Source organism: Pseudomonas frederiksbergensis, from assembly GCF_001874645.1.
GTDB classification, from domain to species: Bacteria; Pseudomonadota; Gammaproteobacteria; order Pseudomonadales; family Pseudomonadaceae; genus Aquipseudomonas; species Aquipseudomonas frederiksbergensis_B.
On the sequence record NZ_CP017886.1, the window covers coordinates 855,566 to 870,568 of the forward strand.

17 protein-coding genes are annotated in these 15,003 nt (G+C 59.4%); 9 read left to right on the plus strand and 8 right to left on the minus strand.

Going from position 1 to position 15,003, the window contains the following annotated elements:
* Positions 1 to 60 precede the first annotated feature (60 nt).
* Both dusA and tal read left to right on the plus strand, forming a co-directional pair.
* Positions 61 to 1,080, plus strand: coding sequence for a tRNA dihydrouridine(20/20a) synthase DusA (gene dusA, locus BLL42_RS04315; protein WP_071550932.1), 1,020 nt, complete (start codon positions 61 to 63; stop codon positions 1,078 to 1,080).
* A 177-nt stretch (positions 1,081 to 1,257) separates the two neighbouring features.
* Positions 1,258 to 2,184, plus strand: a complete 927-nt coding sequence (gene tal / locus BLL42_RS04320) for a transaldolase (protein WP_071550933.1) — start codon at positions 1,258 to 1,260, stop codon at positions 2,182 to 2,184.
* Between the two features lie 74 nt (positions 2,185 to 2,258).
* Here tal and rssC read toward each other — a convergent pair whose 3' ends face one another.
* Both rssC and rssB read right to left on the minus strand, forming a co-directional pair.
* On the minus strand, positions 2,259 to 2,741 hold the full coding sequence (rssC, locus tag BLL42_RS04325) for an anti-sigma factor antagonist RssC (protein ID WP_071550934.1): 483 nt from the start codon (positions 2,739 to 2,741) through the stop codon (positions 2,259 to 2,261).
* Complete coding sequence (gene rssB, locus BLL42_RS04330; protein ID WP_071550935.1) at positions 2,741 to 3,922, minus strand: two-component system response regulator RssB; 1,182 nt, start codon at positions 3,920 to 3,922, stop codon at positions 2,741 to 2,743. The genes rssC and rssB overlap by 1 nt, the downstream gene beginning before the upstream one ends.
* A gap of 275 nt (positions 3,923 to 4,197) precedes the next feature.
* On the opposite strand from rssB, the gene BLL42_RS04340 reads away from it, so the two are divergent.
* A complete protein-coding gene (locus BLL42_RS04340; protein ID WP_071550936.1) occupies positions 4,198 to 4,497 on the plus strand; it encodes a PilZ domain-containing protein in 300 nt (99 codons plus the stop codon).
* A 60-nt stretch (positions 4,498 to 4,557) separates the two neighbouring features.
* On the opposite strand, the gene BLL42_RS04345 is transcribed toward BLL42_RS04340, so the two are convergent.
* Positions 4,558 to 5,247: an MlaA family lipoprotein gene (locus BLL42_RS04345; protein ID WP_071550937.1), complete on the minus strand. Its 690-nt coding sequence runs from the start codon at positions 5,245 to 5,247 to the stop codon at positions 4,558 to 4,560.
* A gap of 202 nt (positions 5,248 to 5,449) precedes the next feature.
* Here BLL42_RS04345 and pcrP point away from each other — a divergent pair, with 202 nt between their 5' ends.
* The gene (gene pcrP / locus BLL42_RS04350; protein ID WP_071550938.1) at positions 5,450 to 6,070 is read left to right on the plus strand and encodes an HAD superfamily inactivated hydrolase PcrP; all 621 of its coding nucleotides are present in this window, start codon (positions 5,450 to 5,452) and stop codon (positions 6,068 to 6,070) included.
* A 123-nt stretch (positions 6,071 to 6,193) separates the two neighbouring features.
* The gene (locus BLL42_RS04355; RefSeq protein WP_071550939.1) at positions 6,194 to 6,457 is read left to right on the plus strand and encodes a DUF4404 family protein; all 264 of its coding nucleotides are present in this window, start codon (positions 6,194 to 6,196) and stop codon (positions 6,455 to 6,457) included.
* Positions 6,458 to 6,610: 153 nt separating this feature from the next.
* Here the strand turns inward: BLL42_RS04355 and queF are convergent, their stop codons facing one another.
* Both queF and copI read right to left on the minus strand, forming a co-directional pair.
* Positions 6,611 to 7,441, minus strand: coding sequence for an NADPH-dependent 7-cyano-7-deazaguanine reductase QueF (gene queF, locus BLL42_RS04360; RefSeq protein WP_071550940.1), 831 nt, complete (start codon positions 7,439 to 7,441; stop codon positions 6,611 to 6,613).
* A gap of 61 nt (positions 7,442 to 7,502) precedes the next feature.
* Positions 7,503 to 8,036 (minus strand): copper-resistant cuproprotein CopI, encoded by a 534-nt coding sequence (gene copI / locus BLL42_RS04365; protein WP_071550941.1) that lies wholly within the window; start codon positions 8,034 to 8,036, stop codon positions 7,503 to 7,505.
* A 155-nt stretch (positions 8,037 to 8,191) separates the two neighbouring features.
* On the opposite strand from copI, the gene BLL42_RS04370 reads away from it, so the two are divergent.
* Both BLL42_RS04370 and BLL42_RS04375 read left to right on the plus strand, forming a co-directional pair.
* A complete protein-coding gene (locus BLL42_RS04370; RefSeq protein WP_071550942.1) occupies positions 8,192 to 8,872 on the plus strand; it encodes a heavy metal response regulator transcription factor in 681 nt (226 codons plus the stop codon).
* A complete protein-coding gene (locus BLL42_RS04375; protein WP_071550943.1) occupies positions 8,872 to 10,233 on the plus strand; it encodes a heavy metal sensor histidine kinase in 1,362 nt (453 codons plus the stop codon). Before BLL42_RS04370 ends, BLL42_RS04375 begins: the two co-directional genes overlap by 1 nt.
* 96 nt (positions 10,234 to 10,329) lie before the next feature.
* Here the strand turns inward: BLL42_RS04375 and BLL42_RS04380 are convergent, their stop codons facing one another.
* The 3 genes from BLL42_RS04380 to BLL42_RS04390 form a co-directional block, all read right to left on the minus strand.
* Positions 10,330 to 11,574, minus strand: coding sequence for a lipoprotein-releasing ABC transporter permease subunit (locus BLL42_RS04380; RefSeq protein WP_071550944.1), 1,245 nt, complete (start codon positions 11,572 to 11,574; stop codon positions 10,330 to 10,332).
* Positions 11,575 to 11,640: 66 nt separating this feature from the next.
* Positions 11,641 to 12,324 carry a lipoprotein-releasing ABC transporter ATP-binding protein LolD gene (lolD, locus tag BLL42_RS04385; RefSeq protein WP_167368529.1) on the minus strand — a complete coding sequence of 228 codons (684 nt, stop codon included), beginning with the start codon at positions 12,322 to 12,324 and terminating at the stop codon, positions 11,641 to 11,643.
* Between the two features lie 7 nt (positions 12,325 to 12,331).
* Complete coding sequence (locus BLL42_RS04390; protein WP_071550945.1) at positions 12,332 to 13,582, minus strand: lipoprotein-releasing ABC transporter permease subunit; 1,251 nt, start codon at positions 13,580 to 13,582, stop codon at positions 12,332 to 12,334.
* A 94-nt stretch (positions 13,583 to 13,676) separates the two neighbouring features.
* Here BLL42_RS04390 and BLL42_RS04395 point away from each other — a divergent pair, with 94 nt between their 5' ends.
* Positions 13,677 to 14,261, plus strand: a complete 585-nt coding sequence (locus BLL42_RS04395) for a PilZ domain-containing protein (protein WP_071550946.1) — start codon at positions 13,677 to 13,679, stop codon at positions 14,259 to 14,261.
* Between the two features lie 13 nt (positions 14,262 to 14,274).
* A complete protein-coding gene (locus BLL42_RS04400) occupies positions 14,275 to 14,997 on the plus strand; it encodes a glycerophosphodiester phosphodiesterase (protein WP_071550947.1) in 723 nt (240 codons plus the stop codon).
* Positions 14,998 to 15,003: the final 6 nt, after the last annotated feature.

The window sequence follows — 15,003 nt, forward strand, 5'->3', positions numbered from 1 at the left end:
AAGCGACTTCGAAAAACAAGGAAAAATGGGTAAAAACCGCTGTATAAAAGATCAGTATCAATGAATTTTGAAAAACCTGAAACGCCCGTAAACTCTAGTCCCGCCCGTTCCGAGCCGTCGCGCCGCTTCAGCGTGGCGCCGATGATGGATTGGACCGACCGCCATTGCCGTTTTTTCCTGCGCCTGCTCTCCAAGCACGCTCTCCTCTACACAGAAATGGTCACCACCGGCGCGCTCCTCAACGGTGACCACGAGCGCTTCCTCCGTCACAACGAAGCCGAGCACCCGCTCGCCCTGCAGTTGGGCGGCAGCGTCCCAGCCGACCTGGCCGCCTGTGCACGTATGGCGCAGGAGCACGGTTACGACGAGGTGAACCTGAACGTCGGCTGTCCGAGTGATCGGGTACAGAACAACATGATTGGTGCGTGCCTGATGGCGCATCCGGTGTTGGTGGCGGAGTGTGTGAAGGCGATGCGCGATGCGGTGTCGATTCCGGTGACGGTGAAGCATCGGATCGGGATCAATGGGCGGGACAGTTACGCTGAGTTGTGTGATTTCGTCGGGACGGTTCGGGATGCCGGGTGCACCAGTTTTACAGTGCATGCGCGGATTGCGATTCTGGAGGGGTTGTCGCCGAAGGAGAATCGGGACATTCCGCCGTTGCGCTATGACGTGGCGGCGCAGTTGAAGGCGGATTTTCCGGAGTTGGAGATTATTCTCAACGGCGGGATCAAGACGCTGGAGGCCTGTCACGAGCATTTGCAGATTTTTGACGGAGTCATGCTGGGCCGTGAGGCATATCACAACCCGTATGTAATGGCTGAAGTGGATCAACAACTGTTCGGCAGCACGGCACCGGTGATTTCGCGGGCCGAAGCGTTGGCGCAGTTGCGGCCTTATATCGCTGCGCATCTGGACGCGGGCGGTTCGATGCACCATATCACTCGGCATGTGCTGGGCTTGGGCACCGGGTTCCCGGGGGCGCGCAAGTTTCGGCAGTTGTTGTCGGTGGATATTCACAAGGCCAAGGAACCTTTGGCGTTGCTGGATCAGGCAGCGGAGTTGCTTGAGGGGCGTTAACCGTCACTCAGGTTGAACCTGTGGTCTGTTTTGACATCGTAATTAACGGATAGCGCCGGGCCTTTCAAACGCCTGTTCTCAGGATGTTGCCGCCCTGGCCGTTGTTACGCATTTGCGCCCTTGAGTGGCCGTCAGCCCTCGGGTAATGTCAACAGACCCACAGGATAGAGCACGCTCATGACTTCCAAGCTGGAACAACTCAAACAATTCACCACCGTAGTGGCCGATACTGGCGACTTCGAGGCAATCGCTCGCGTTAAACCGGTGGATGCCACCACCAACCCTTCCCTGCTGCTTAAAGCGGCGGCCATTCCTGCCTACGCCGATTTGCTGAACGCCTGTGTCAGCGATTGCAAAGGCGACGCGGGCCTGGCCAGCGACCGTTTTGGTGTCGCGGTCGGTCAAGAGATTCTGAAAGTGATTCCGGGGCGTATTTCCACTGAAGTGGATGCACGCCTGTCGTTCGACACTGACGCCGTATTGAAGCGCGCGCACCGTCTGATCGAGCTGTACGAAAAGGCCGGCATTGGCCGCGACCGCGTGCTGATCAAGATCGCGTCCACCTGGGAAGGCATCCGCGCCGCCGAGAAGCTGGAACGCGAAGGCATTCAGACCAACCTGACCTTGCTGTTTTCCTTCGCCCAGGCGGTTGCCTGCGCCGAGGCCGGGGTATTCCTGATTTCGCCGTTCGTGGGCCGCATCTACGACTGGTACAAGAAGGCCAACGGCAACGACTACACCGGCGCCGATGATCCAGGCGTGCAGTCGGTGACGCGCATCTACAACTACTACAAGGCCAATGACTACAAGACTGTGGTCATGGGTGCGAGCTTCCGCAACCTTAATCAGATCGAGCAACTGGCCGGCTGTGATCGCCTGACCATCAGCCCGGACCTGATCGATAAACTGGCGGCCGACACCGGCAAGCTGGAGCGTAAGCTGGCGCCAGGTCACGCCGGCGAAGCGCGTCAGAGCCTGACTGAAGCGCAGTTCCGCTGGGCGTCGAACGAGGACGCCATGGCCACCGAGAAACTGGCTGAAGGTATTCGTCAGTTCGCTCGCGACCAGGAAAAACTCGAGGCGCTGCTGCAAGCCAAGCTCTGATCTAATCCGGGCAAGCGCAAAAAGGGCGAACCCTCACAGGTTCGCCCTTTTTTGTGCGCTAGCGCTTTATGAAATCAGTGACGCTCCAGGGCGTTCACCAAGTCATGGAACGCTTCGCGGTTGGAGTCGTTCAGGCCCATGAGGATTTTGTGCGCTTCCAGCACCTTGATCCGCACCACTTCTTCGGACTGATCCTGGTCAGGCAGGTCGGTCAGGCATTCCGGGCACGGAATCGGGCGATCAACGATGTTGAACACCTGCTCGAAGCCCATGGACTCCAACAGCCGCGTGATGTCTTCGTGGGTGGTGACGACGGTCGGCAGCAGGCCGACCTTTTGCCGCGACATGATCGACAGCTTGGCCAACAGGCCCAGGGTGGTGCTGTCGATGCTGCGGGCTTCGGTCAGATCGATCACGATCGCGTTGAAGTTCAACGCGGTGAAGATCCGCTCAATAGTCGCATCCAACGCCGAACACAGGGTCAGGCGAACTTCACCGACGAACTTCAGGACGAAGGTGCCGTCCTGCTCGGCGAACTGGATTCTACCGGTACTCATTAAAGATTCCTGCTCAACACCAACAGGGCGATATCATCCGGCATCTCCCCTAGCGTGGCCAATCCAAAAACCTGCCGCAAGCCATCCAGGCTGCCGCCCGCCGTTCTTACCCGTTCAGGTAAGGCGGCCTCTTTCTCTTTGAGTGTCGGTTCTGGCAAAAGGTCCAGAATGCCATCGGACATCAGCGTCAGGCTGAACACCGGCGGCAGCTCGATAACGTGGTCTTCGTAGGTGGCTTCATTAAACAAGCCCACCGGCAGACCGCGCCCTTCGAGATAACCCACACTGTCTGGCGTGTATAACACTGGCAACGGCAGGTGTCCGCCGATGCTATAGGTCAACAAACCCGTCTCCTCGTCGATGACTCCACCGACCATCGTGACATGTTTGCCCAGCTTACAACTGATTAGGCCTCGGTTGATATGACCAAGGACCTCTGAAGGGGTGAATTCCGGCAAGGTGCCGTTGCGCTTGGATTCGAACAGCAAGCGCGTGGTCATGAATTTCAGCAGCACGGTCACGAATGCCGATGAAGCGCCATGCCCTGAAACGTCCGCCAGGTAGAAGGCTACCCGGCGCTCGTCGACTCGAAAGTAATCAACGAAGTCGCCTGACAGGTACAGCGACGGGATGATTTGGTGCGCGAACTTGAACTCGTCGATCGTCCAGGGACTGACCGGCAGCATGTTCATCTGCACCTGACGCCCGGCGTTCTGATCTTCCTGCAACAGGTTCAGGCTGGCTTCGAGCTCGCGGTTGGCGGTTTCGAGTTTTACCCGATAACGCTGGTTTTCCAGCAGCAGACGTGCACGATCCAGGGCTCGGCGCACGGAGTGCTCGAGCACGGCCAGATCTTCCAGTGGTTTGATCAGGTAGTCCGCCGCGCCCAGGCGCAAGGCCTCGACGGCGTCGTTCATCACGCCGGCACCCGAAACCACGATCACCGGCGTTTGCGGCGAAAGGTCTGTGACCTGACGAATGAGTTCGAGCCCGCCCATCTGCGGCATGCGCAGATCGCAGATCACCAGATCGGGTCGGTTTTTCTTGAATACCTGAAGCCCCTGCTGGCCATTACTGGCCTGAAGGACGCTGAACCCACTGTCTTCCAAATAGGCCGCGAGACTCGCACGTACTACTTCGTCGTCATCGATTATCAGCAGCGTGGCACTGGTTTTTTGCATGTGGGCAAACGGCGCCAGAATTAGGTTGGCGTAGCTGGCAGGGCATTCGGCCCGGCACACACTACTGGATTCGCTTTCTAGCCTCTCTGTCGCACCGCTTTCGAGCATTTGCCCTACAGCGTGTTCATCAGAGGTGCCCTTCTAAGGCGCAGACGGTACTCCCATCCGCGAGGCGTTTCAAGCTCACGCCGATGGTCATCAGGCGTCTTTACATCGCAAATCACCGGGAGTTATAAGAACAGCCAAAACCGCAACACAATGGAAGGATCAAGCCCATGAGCCAAACTGATCGTGACTACAGTGAAAAGCGCGATTACATCCGCATGCGGGTCGATGCGGATGTCACATTGATTCACGCCGGCGATTTGATTCCAGCCGTCTGTATTGACCTTTCCAGCAGCGGCATGCAGGTTCGCGCCGCCCGTTCGTTCCAGGTGGGCGACAAGCTGAACGTACGCATCGATTCCGAGCACGCGGCGCTCAAGGGCCTTGAAGCCGAGACCGAAGTGGTCTGGGTGACCCAACAGGACGCAGGCAGTCAGAAACTTGGGCTTACAATCCTGAAAATGAACTGAGCAAGAACAGAAACCAAGAAGGCGGCCAAATGGCCGCCTTCTTGTTGTGTGGGTGACGATTTAAAAATCGTCTTCCACCTTGCCGTCTTTGACCTTGAATTCGCGGTTCTGCAGATAAGCGTTGCGGATGAAGATGTATTTGTCACCCGTGATCAGCTTCTCGGCCGACAACAGGCTGGCACGGGTGTCGATCACGCTCATGCCATACGCCATATTGCGCGCCGGAATGTCGTTCATGTAGCGGTAGGGTTCAGCGTAAGTGTCGATGTACTTGGACGGCGCATCACGCAATGTGCTTGGGCCGAAGAACGGCAGCATCACGTAAGGGCCGCTAGGTACGCCCCAGTGGCCAAGGGTTTGACCGAAGTCTTCGTCATTGCGTTGCAGGCCCATTTTAGTGCCCACATCGAAGAACCCGGCCAGGCCGAAGGTGGTGTTCATCAGCACGCGAGCCGTATCGACGCCAGCGGCGCGAGGCTTGGCCTGCAGGATATCGTTGGCCAGGTTGCCGACGTCACCGATGTTGCGGAACATGTTGTGAATGCCGTCCGAGAGAAATGTCGGCGTAATGAACTGATAGCCCTGCGCAATCGGTTTCAAAGCGTAGGTATCCAGCACGTCGTTGAACGTGTAGATCGGCCGGTTAACGCTTTCCCAAGGGTCATCTTCCGATGCCGCCTGGGCGGCGAACGGAACCAGCAATACGCTGGCACACACACATAGTCGAGCTAGACGATTGCTCCAGCGCATAGCAAAAACTCCTTGGACCGTACTGGCGCGGGCCTCAATACCCGGGCGATAAGCGCGTTAGTATAAGGCGGATAAGCATTTTTAGGCAGCCACCCGGGAAACGCCCTATGGCGAACCAGCCTTGGTGCGACCGATTCATCCTGATGTCACTCAACTGTCATGGGGCATGCCTAATCTCTGAGGCTATTTCAGGGACGTTGAAATGCCCCACACCCAAGCCCTCCTCCATAGCATTCCCAACCCAACCGCGGTGCTCTTTGGTCTGAGTGGCTGCCTGGTGGATTTCGGCGCCCGCAGCCGTCAGAACAACAACGACGCCACTGAACGAGCGCACCTGACCCCAGGCGCACTGGAAGCGCTGAACAGCCTGCAACTTCAAGGCATTCCGTGTGCCTGGCTCGACGAGTTGCCGCACGCGCAAAGTCTCGCGCTGGCCACTTCGCTTCCGGACTGGATCACCGCCAGCCCACACACGCTGAACAGGGGACAATGGCCGTCCCCCGATGCCTGCTGGCAAGCATTGATGGTGCTGAACATCGATCGCCTGGACGGTTGCGTACTGGTCAGCGGCGAACCGCGCTTGCTGCAATCAGGCCTCAACGCCGGGCTCTGGACCATCGGCCTGGCGTCCTGCGGCTCGCTCTGCGGTTTGACGCCCAGTGAGTGGCAAGCCTTGAGTCAGCAGGAACGCGAGCTCAAGCGCGGCAAGGCGACCGTGCAATTGTTCGGCCTTGGCGTGCACTCGGTGGTCGATCATCTGGGCGAACTCGACACCTGCCTGTCAGACATCGGCCTGCGCCGACGCAAGGGTGAAAAGCCCTGATGGGTCGATCTTGATCAAGATCATGCACTTCGCTCGCCAGTGGATTAATCTAAAGGTCAGAGGCAGACCTTTGGCCCATCGCTGCGGTCTATGCCAGTGCCTATCGATAAAAGGAAGAACGCCATGCCTGCCCGCGAACTGCAAGAACAGCTCAACGCCCTGCGCGAGCAACTGGACCAGAACCCACCGCTCACGCTGGAAGAACGTGAGCACCTGCAAGAATTGATGCAGAAGATTGAGGCGCAGATCAAACTGGAAACCGCGACGTCTGACAGCAGCCTGGCTGACGGCGTAAACCTTGCCGTAGAGCGTTTCGAAGTGGACCACCCGGCGCTGGCCACCGTTTTGCGCAACATTGTGCAGACCTTGGGCAACATCGGAATCTGACCCCTCGAATGCAAAAAAAGCCCCGCTAGTGATAGCGGGGCTTTTTCGTGTGCAGTCGGCGGCAAATACCGAAAAGATCGCAGCCTGCGGCAGCTCCTACACAGGACGCATTTTCCCGTAGGAGCTGCCGCAGGCTGCAATCCTTTAATCTTCTTACTGGCGCACCAACCGCAGGTTCGGCAGTTGCACCGCTTCAGTGCTGCGATACGGGTTGATGTCCAACCCACCGCGCCGCACATAACGCGCATACACGGTTAGTTTTTCCGGTTTCAGCAAGCGTTGCAGATCGAGGAAGATCCGTTCTACGCACTGCTCGTGGAAGTCCGAGTGCTGCCGGAAGCTCACCAGATAAGCCAGCAGGCTGGCGTGATCGAGCGCCGCGCCACGGTACTCGACCGCGACACTGCCCCAGTCCGGCTGGCTGGTGACCGGGCAATTGGATTTGAGCAGATGACTGTGCACGCTCTCTTCAACGATGCGCGAATTGTCGCAACGCAGCAGTTCCGGGCGCGGATGCTCGTAGTTGCTGACGCTGATATCCAGATCATCGATGCACACACCCGGCAGCGCGACAACGCCTTCGGCCTGAACCTCGTTCAAGCTGCGAATGCGCACGCCGACCGGCTTGCCCGCGGCCGCCGACAAATCGCTCACCAGCGTGGCCTCAAGGCTTTGGGTATCGGCGAACGGCGTCTGGTTCAGCGAGTTCAGGTACAGCTTGAACGACTTCGATTCGATGATGTTCGGCGAGTCCGCCGGGATGCTGAACTCGCCGATGGCCACCACCGGCTTGCCCGATGGCAGCAGCCAGGACAGTTCGAAGCAGTTCCAGAAGTCCACGCCCTTGTATGGCAGAGTTTCCGCCGTCAGGCCCAGCTCGGCCCATTTCGCGGTGCGCGGGATCGGGAACAGCAAGGACGGCGTGTACGTGGCGATGTATTCGCTGGATTTGCCCAGCGGCGAATGTTCGGCTGCGGGATGCATGACGGAAACCTGACTGAAGAATCAGCGGATTCTATCAGCCTTTGCTCCCGCCTTTGAGTGCTTACTGACTGACAGTCAATTTGCCGACCATGCCCGCCTGATAATGGCCGGGGATGTTGCAGGCGAATTCCAGATTGCCGGCCTTGTTGAAGGTCCAGGTCAGCTCGGCGGTTTTGCCCGGCTCCACCAGCACACTGTTCGGATCGTTGTGCTGCATGCTTGCACCGTGATCCATGCCCGGCATCGAGCCGTGGTCCATAGAAGTGCTTTTCATCGTGGTCGGGGTGAGCATGCCGCTCTGCTGCATTTTCAGCATCTCCTGTTGATGCGCAGCGTGCATCGCCGCGTCGCCCAGGTTGAACTCGTGCAGTAATTGACCTTTATTGATCAGGACAAAACGCACCGTCTCACCGGCTTTGATTTCCAGCGCCTTGGGCGTGAACGACATATCGCCCATCACGATTTCGACGGTGCGTGTGGCCTTGGCCGCCGGGGCTGGCGCGCCGAAGTCGTAGGTCTGTACGGGTGAGGCCCATACGGGAAAACTCAACACCAGCAAACAGCCGGCAAGCACCAATCGATGACGCAAAAACATGATCACTCTCCAACAAGATAAGGTTCAGCCTGTGGGAAACTTTACGGCTGCGCCGCTGCCAGCCAGCTGACAGTTAGATTACAACTTTGTAAGGTTGCGCTGCATGGCCGCCTGCCACGGTATAACGCACTTGCTCCATTGACCTCGAGCTACCCATGAAACTGCTGATCGTCGAAGACCAACCGAAAACCGGCCATTATTTGCACCAAGGCCTGACCGAGGCCGGTTTCAACGTCGAACTGGTGGCCGACGGCAACACCGGCCAGCATCTGGCGCTGACCGGCAATTACGCGTTGCTGATTCTCGACGTGATGCTCCCCGGCCGTGACGGCTGGCAGATAGTGCAAGCCGTGCGTAGCGCCGGCCTGGACATCCCGGTGCTGTTTCTCACCGCCCGCGACGCCGTGGAAGACCGGGTTCATGGCCTGGAACTGGGCGCCGACGATTACCTGGTCAAGCCTTTCGCCTTTTCCGAACTCCTCGCCCGCGTGCGCAGCCTGCTACGTCGCGGCAGCGCGACGCCACCGGAAACCAGTCTGCAACTGGCCGATTTGCGGCTGGACTTGATTCGCCGCCGGGTCGAGCGCAGCGGCCAGCGCGTCGACCTGACCGCCAAGGAGTTCGCCCTGCTGGAAATGCTCCTGCGCCGTCAGGGCGAAGTGCTGCCCAAATCGCTGATCGCTTCGCAGGTCTGGGACATGAACTTCGACAGTGATACCAATGTCATTGAAGTGGCGATCCGCCGGCTACGCCTGAAGATCGACGACGACTTCCCGAACAAGTTGATTCATACCGTGCGCGGCATGGGGTATGTGCTTGAAGAGCGTCCCGCCTGATGCGCCGTCTATCCCTGAGTGGCCGCCTGGCGCTGTTGTTTGCCGCCTGCACGGCGGTGGTTTCGTTGTTTGCCGGCGTGCTGTTCAATCGCGCCAGCGAGACGCACTTCATTGAACTCGACCAGCAATTGCTCGACGGCAAGCTGATCGCCCTGCGCAGTGCCTTGGCGGGCGCCGACGACCCGCGGTTGTTCGCCGAACGAAAAACCAGACTGCAGGATGAAATGGGCCATCAGCCGGACCTGGCATTGCGGGTGCGCGGCGCCGATGGTCGTGTGTGGTTCGACAGTGCAGCGAACCTGCCTGACGACTTACCAACCCAGTCCGGTCTTCGCAGCCTGCAAAAAGCCGGCACGGCGTATCGGGTCTACAGCGCCGCTTTAGCACCGGACAAAGCCGATTCCGCGCAACTGATTCTGATGCTCGACATCACCCACCATCAGCACTTTTTGCAGCGTATGCAGCATTTGATCTGGCTGACCGTCAGCCTCTCGGCGCTGGCCACCGCGCTGCTCGGTGCGTGGGCGGCGCGCAGTGGTTTACGGCCGTTGCGGCGCATGAGTGACGTGGCCGCCGGGGTGTCCGCCACCTCGCTGACCCAGCGCCTGCCCGAAGATCAAATGCCCACGGAACTCGCCGATCTGGCCCGCACCTTTAACGCCATGCTCGGCCGTCTCGATGACTCGTTTCAGCGGCTTTCAGCCTTCTCCGCCGACATCGCCCACGAGCTGCGCACGCCGCTGTCGAACCTGCTGACCCACACTCAGGTTACCCTCACTCGCCCGCGCGACCTGGAAGATTACCGCGAGGCGCTGCACAGCAACCTCGAAGAGCTGCAATGGATGGCGCAACTGGTCAACGACATGCTCTATCTGGCCAAGGCCGATCACGGCTTGCTGACGCCAAAACGCGAACCGCTGCAACTGGCCGAGGAGGCAGATCTGTTGCTGGAGTTTTTCGCACCGTTGGCCGAGGAGGCACACGTCAAACTGACCCGCCTCGGCAGCGCCAACCTCAGTGGCGACCGCAGCATGCTGCGCCGCGCCCTCTCCAATCTGCTGGACAACGCGCTGCGCTTCACCCCGCCAAACGGTGAGGTTCAGGTGCGGATTGCCGATGAGCCGAAGGGGTTGAGCCTGACTGTTGAAAACAGTGGCGACGGGATTTCTGAAGACCTGTTGCCGCGCTTGTTTGACCGGTTCTACCGCGCAGACCCGGCGCGCCATGAAGGCAGTAGCGAGCATGCAGGATTGGGCTTGGCGATCACTCAGTCGATCATCCGCGCCCATGGCGGGACGATTCGTTGCGAATCAGGCCAGGGGTGGACGCGGTTTTTGATGGAGTTGCCGGCGAAGAGCTAAACAGATCAACAGATCAACAGATCAACAGATCGCAGCCTGCGGCAGCTCCTACAGAGCGGGTGTAGGAGCTGCCGCAGGCGGCGATCTTTTCAGGCCTTACGAATAGCGCAACGCATGCGCCGGTTCAATCTTCGCTGCGCGCCAGGCCGGGTACACGGTGGCCAGGAAGCTCAGAATGAAGCCCGCCGAGCAGATCAGCAGCACATCACCGCCCTGCAGTTCCGACGGCAAGTTGCTGACGAAGTACACGTCGGAGCTGAAGATATGCTGGCCGGTCACACGCTCCAGCCAACCCACCATTTCACTCACGTTCAACGCCGCAATCACCCCGAGGACGCCGCCAATCAGCGTGCCGACGATGCCGATCACCGTGCCCTGAACCATGAAAATCGCCATGATCTGCCGAGGCGTGGCGCCGATGGTCCGCAGGATCGCGATGTCCGCGCCCTTGTCGTTCACGACCATGATCAAGGTGGCGATGATGTTGAACGCAGCGACCGCCACGATCATCAGCAGCAACAGGCCGATCATGGTTTTTTCCATTTTCATGGCACTGAACAGGCTGCCTTGAGTGTGGGTCCAGTCATCGGCCTTGAAGTCGGCGCCCAGGCCGCCAGCAATGTCTGACGACACCTTGGGTGCGGCGTACAGGTCTTTCACCGCCAGGCGCACGCTTTGCACCTGATTCGGTTCCCAATGTTGCATTTGCGCCGCATCGGCGACGTGGATCAGCGCCATCGAACCATCGAGTTCGGCACCGACCTTGAACACGCCGACCACATTCAGCCGCTGCATGCGCGGCGTGATGCCACCCGGTGCGGTGCTGACTTCCGGGACGATCAGGGTGATTTTGTCGCCGACGTTCAAACGAAAGCGCCGTGCGGTGATTTCACCGACCACCACCCCGAACTCACCCGGCTTCAGATCTTCCAGATGTCCCTGCACGATGTGCTGGGCGACGATGGACACTTTGCCTTCCTGCGCCGGATCAACGCCGCTGATCTGGATTGGCTGCATCGAGCCCTTGTACGACAGCATGCCTTCCATCTCGGTGAACGGCACGGCGGCCGTCACTTCAGGATTCTTCATCGCAGCGGCCGCAACGGGTTGCCAGTCATCGATCGGCTTGACGCCAACGATGGTTGCGTGGGGCACCATGCCGAGGATGCGCGAGCTCATTTCGCGCTGGAAGCCGTTCATCACCGACAGCACCACAATCATCGCCAGTACGCCCAGGGCGAGGCCGATCATCGAGGTCATCGAGATAAACGAAACAAAGCGATTGCGGCGCTTGGCGCGGGTATAGCGCGTGCCGATAAAGATCGATAACGGTCTGAACATTCGCTGGGGCACCGTATAAAAATAAAAGACCCGACACGTTTTTCAGTCGTGCCGGGTTTCGGCCAATCAGATAGGGGTAAGGCGACCTTCCTGCAGGTGCAGGACGCGATCCATCTGGCGAGCCAGGTTCATGTCGTGGGTCACCACCAGGAACGCGGTGCGCATCGAGGTGCTGAGCTCCAGCATCAAGTCCTGAATACCCTGGGCGGTGTGAGAGTCGAGGTTACCCGTCGGCTCATCGAGCATCACCAGCCCTGGCTTGTTCACCAGCGCGCGGGCGATGGCCACGCGCTGACGTTCGCCACCGGACAGTTCGGCCGGCTTGTGTTCCAGGCGATGGCCCAGCCCTACCCGCTCCAGCAATGCCGTGGCGCGCTGACGGGCTTCAGGGATCGCAGTGCGGCCGATCAACAGCGGCATGCAGACGTTTTCCAGCGCGGTGAACTCGGGCAGCAAGTGGTGGAACTGGTAAACGAAGCCCAGCGAGCGGTTACGCAGCAGGCCACGCGCCTTTTCGTTGAGCGCCGACAGCTCTTCACCGGCCAGCCAGACGCTGCCTTTGGTCGGCGTATCAAGGCCGCCGAGCAGGTTGAGCAAGGTACTTTTACCGGAACCGGAGGTGCCGACAATCGCCACGCGCTCACCCGGGTGCAGCTCCAGCTGCAAACCGGACAACACCACCACCGATTCCGGGCCTTCCTCGTAGGATTTACCCAGATCGCGGCAACTCAAGACTGCTTTAGTACTCATACCCAAATCACTCATAACGTAGCGCCTCCGCAGGCTGGGTGCGCGCAGCACGCCAGGCTGGATACAGGGTGGCGAGAAAACTCAGGACCAACGCCGCGCCGCAGACCATCAACACGTCTTCAGCCATCAGTTGCGACGGCAGGTAGTCGATGAAGTACACGTCGGCATTAAGGAATTTGTGCCCGATCAGGCCTTCGAGGGCGGAAATCGCGGCACTGACATTCAGTGCGGCGAACATGCCGACCACGGCACCAATCGCCGTGCCGACCACGCCGATCACCGTGCCCTGGACCATGAAAATCGCCATGATCTGGCCCGGCGTGGAACCGAGGGTCCGCAGGATCGCGATGTCGCCCTTCTTGTCGTTCACCACCATCACCAGCGTCGAAATGATGTTGAACGCGGCCACCGCAACGATCAGCAGCAACAACAGACCGATCATGGCTTTTTCCATGCGGATCGCCTGATACAGATTGCCGTGGGTACGGGTCCAGTCACGGGCGTAGTAATGGTTTTCACCCAAGTCCTGAGCGATGTTCCATGCGGTGCGCGGAGCCTGGAACAAATCGTCGAACTTCAGCCGCAAACCCTGGACCTGGTCCGGCTTCCAGCGATGCAGACGCGCCAGGTCATCCAGATTGGTCAGCCCCAGGTAGCCGTCCAGCTCACCGGCGCCGACATGAAAAATGCCGACCACGGTGAAACGCTTCATCCGCGGGAACATCCCGGCCGGGGTCACGGTGACCTCCGGGGCGACGAACGTCAGCTTGTCGCCGAGACCCACGCCGAGTTTGGTCGCGGCCTTGTCACCGATCACGATGCCAAAGCTGCCCGGCGACAGGTCGTCGAGTTTGCCCTGCGTCATGAAATTGTCGATGATCGAGACTTTGCGCTCCTGGACCGGGTCGACGGCATTGAGCAGGACTTTCTGCACCTGACCGTTGTTAGTCAGCAAACCCTGCATCTGGGTGAACGGCGCAACCGCCACCACCTGCGGGTTCTGCTGGACCTTGGCGGCCAGGCTTTGCCAGTCGCTGATGGGCTCACCGGACTCGATGGTCGCGTGAGGCACCATGCCCAGCACGCGGGTGCGCATCTCATGATCGAAGCCGTTCATGACCGACAACACCACGATCATCACGACCACGCCAAGGGCGAGTCCGATCATCGAGGTCAGGGAAATGAACGACACAAAATGATTGCGACGCTTTGCACGGGTATAACGCGTGCCGATAAATACGAAGAGAGGTCTGAACATGTCGGGGCTTGTTCGGAGGGAAAAGGAACGTCCTTGTGGCGGGGGTCGATAACCAGCTTTACACTCAGACCACCGCCGCTACCATGGGTTCGCCATGTCGACATTAGATGAAGAAGATCGCCGCGAATACTACCGTATCGAGGACTCGATCGCACTGGAAATTCGGCCCCTGTCTGCCCCTGAAGCCGCAGACCAGGAAGTGTTGCAGGATGCTTCCCCGCTCTTCAACCTGCTCAGCGAACTGCACCTGAGCGAATTCGAGTCGCAGCACTTGCTGCGCCAGATCAGTGAGCGTGATCGAAACACCGCCAACTATCTGAAGGCAATGAACAAGCGCATCGACCTGCTGAGTCAGGTCGTGGCACAAACCGTGCTCGGCAAGTTCGGTGAGCCGCAGCACGTGGTGCTGTCGGAAGGCGGCATTGAGTTCGAGCACCACCTCGCCTACCCGACCGGCAGCCATCTGGCAGTCAAGCTGTTGTTGATGCCGCAAGCGCTGGGCCTGCTGCTGCGGGCCAAGGTCACTCACTGTGAACCGGAAAGCTTCGGCACCTTTGCAATCGGCAGCGAGTTCGAAGCCCTGACCGATGCGCAACGACAGCTGCTGGCCCGCTATATCTTGCAGAGACAGGCGCATAAGCGACGCCTGGCACGCGAGCAAAACGAATCAGGCAATTAATTAAGGAAGAACCGTGACCCTAATCTACGGCCACCGCGGCGCCAAAGGCGAAGCACCGGAAAACACCCTGAGCAGTTTCCAGCAATGCCTCAAGCACGGCGTTCGCCGCTGCGAACTGGACCTGCACCTGTCCATGGACGGCGAGTTGATGGTCATCCACGATCCGACGCTCAAGCGCACCACCGAGCGTCGCGGCAAGGTGGTCGAACATTCGGCGGCAGAACTGGCGACCTACGATGCGCGCAAGGGGGGGCCGGGCTGGATCAAGCCCTGCCCGATTCCTCGCCTGGAAGAGCTGTTCGAAAAATGCGATTTCGAGCACTGGCAGCTGGAGGTCAAGAGCGCTTCGCGTATGCGCGCGGCGACGACGGTGCTGGCGATCCGCGAAGTGGCGCAACGGTTCGGCTTGCTGGACAAGGTCACCATCACTTCGAGCTCGCGCGAAGTGCTGAAAGCCGCAGTGGATCTGGTTCCGGATGTGTCGCGTGGACTGGTCGCCGAATATGCCTGGCTCGACCCGCTGAAGGTCGCGCAAAGTTATGGCTGTGAGATGCTTGCGCTGAACTGGACCCTGTGTACGCCGGAACGCCTGCAGAAGGCGCAGCGACAAGGTCTGCATGTGTCGGTATGGACAGTCAACGAACCTGCGCTGATGCGCAGGCTCGCTGATTTCGGCGTTGACAGCCTGATTACAGACTTTCCCGGTTTGGCCAGCGCCACGCTCGAGAATTGCTGAAATCGG

Bases quoted from the DNA above. Each gene is read 5' to 3' on its own strand.
- copI (WP_071550941.1), bottom strand. From the start codon at position 8,036: ATGTTTTTGCGTCATCGATTGGTGCTTGCCGGCTGTTTGCTGGTGTTG.
- rssB (WP_071550935.1), bottom strand. From the start codon at position 3,922: ATGCAAAAAACCAGTGCCACGCTGCTGATAATCGATGACGACGAAGTA.
- BLL42_RS04340 (WP_071550936.1), top strand. From the start codon at position 4,198: ATGAGCCAAACTGATCGTGACTACAGTGAAAAGCGCGATTACATCCGC.
- BLL42_RS04380 (WP_071550944.1), bottom strand. From the start codon at position 11,574: ATGTTCAGACCGTTATCGATCTTTATCGGCACGCGCTATACCCGCGCC.
- queF (WP_071550940.1), bottom strand. From the start codon at position 7,441: ATGCATCCCGCAGCCGAACATTCGCCGCTGGGCAAATCCAGCGAATAC.
- BLL42_RS04345 (WP_071550937.1), bottom strand. From the start codon at position 5,247: ATGCGCTGGAGCAATCGTCTAGCTCGACTATGTGTGTGTGCCAGCGTA.
- BLL42_RS04375 (WP_071550943.1), top strand. From the start codon at position 8,872: ATGCGCCGTCTATCCCTGAGTGGCCGCCTGGCGCTGTTGTTTGCCGCC.
- rssC (WP_071550934.1), bottom strand. From the start codon at position 2,741: ATGAGTACCGGTAGAATCCAGTTCGCCGAGCAGGACGGCACCTTCGTC.
- tal (WP_071550933.1), top strand. From the start codon at position 1,258: ATGACTTCCAAGCTGGAACAACTCAAACAATTCACCACCGTAGTGGCC.
- pcrP (WP_071550938.1), top strand. From the start codon at position 5,450: ATGCCCCACACCCAAGCCCTCCTCCATAGCATTCCCAACCCAACCGCG.
- lolD (WP_167368529.1), bottom strand. From the start codon at position 12,324: ATGAGTACTAAAGCAGTCTTGAGTTGCCGCGATCTGGGTAAATCCTAC.
- BLL42_RS04370 (WP_071550942.1), top strand. From the start codon at position 8,192: ATGAAACTGCTGATCGTCGAAGACCAACCGAAAACCGGCCATTATTTG.
- BLL42_RS04390 (WP_071550945.1), bottom strand. From the start codon at position 13,582: ATGTTCAGACCTCTCTTCGTATTTATCGGCACGCGTTATACCCGTGCA.
- dusA (WP_071550932.1), top strand. From the start codon at position 61: ATGAATTTTGAAAAACCTGAAACGCCCGTAAACTCTAGTCCCGCCCGT.
- BLL42_RS04355 (WP_071550939.1), top strand. From the start codon at position 6,194: ATGCCTGCCCGCGAACTGCAAGAACAGCTCAACGCCCTGCGCGAGCAA.
- BLL42_RS04395 (WP_071550946.1), top strand. From the start codon at position 13,677: ATGTCGACATTAGATGAAGAAGATCGCCGCGAATACTACCGTATCGAG.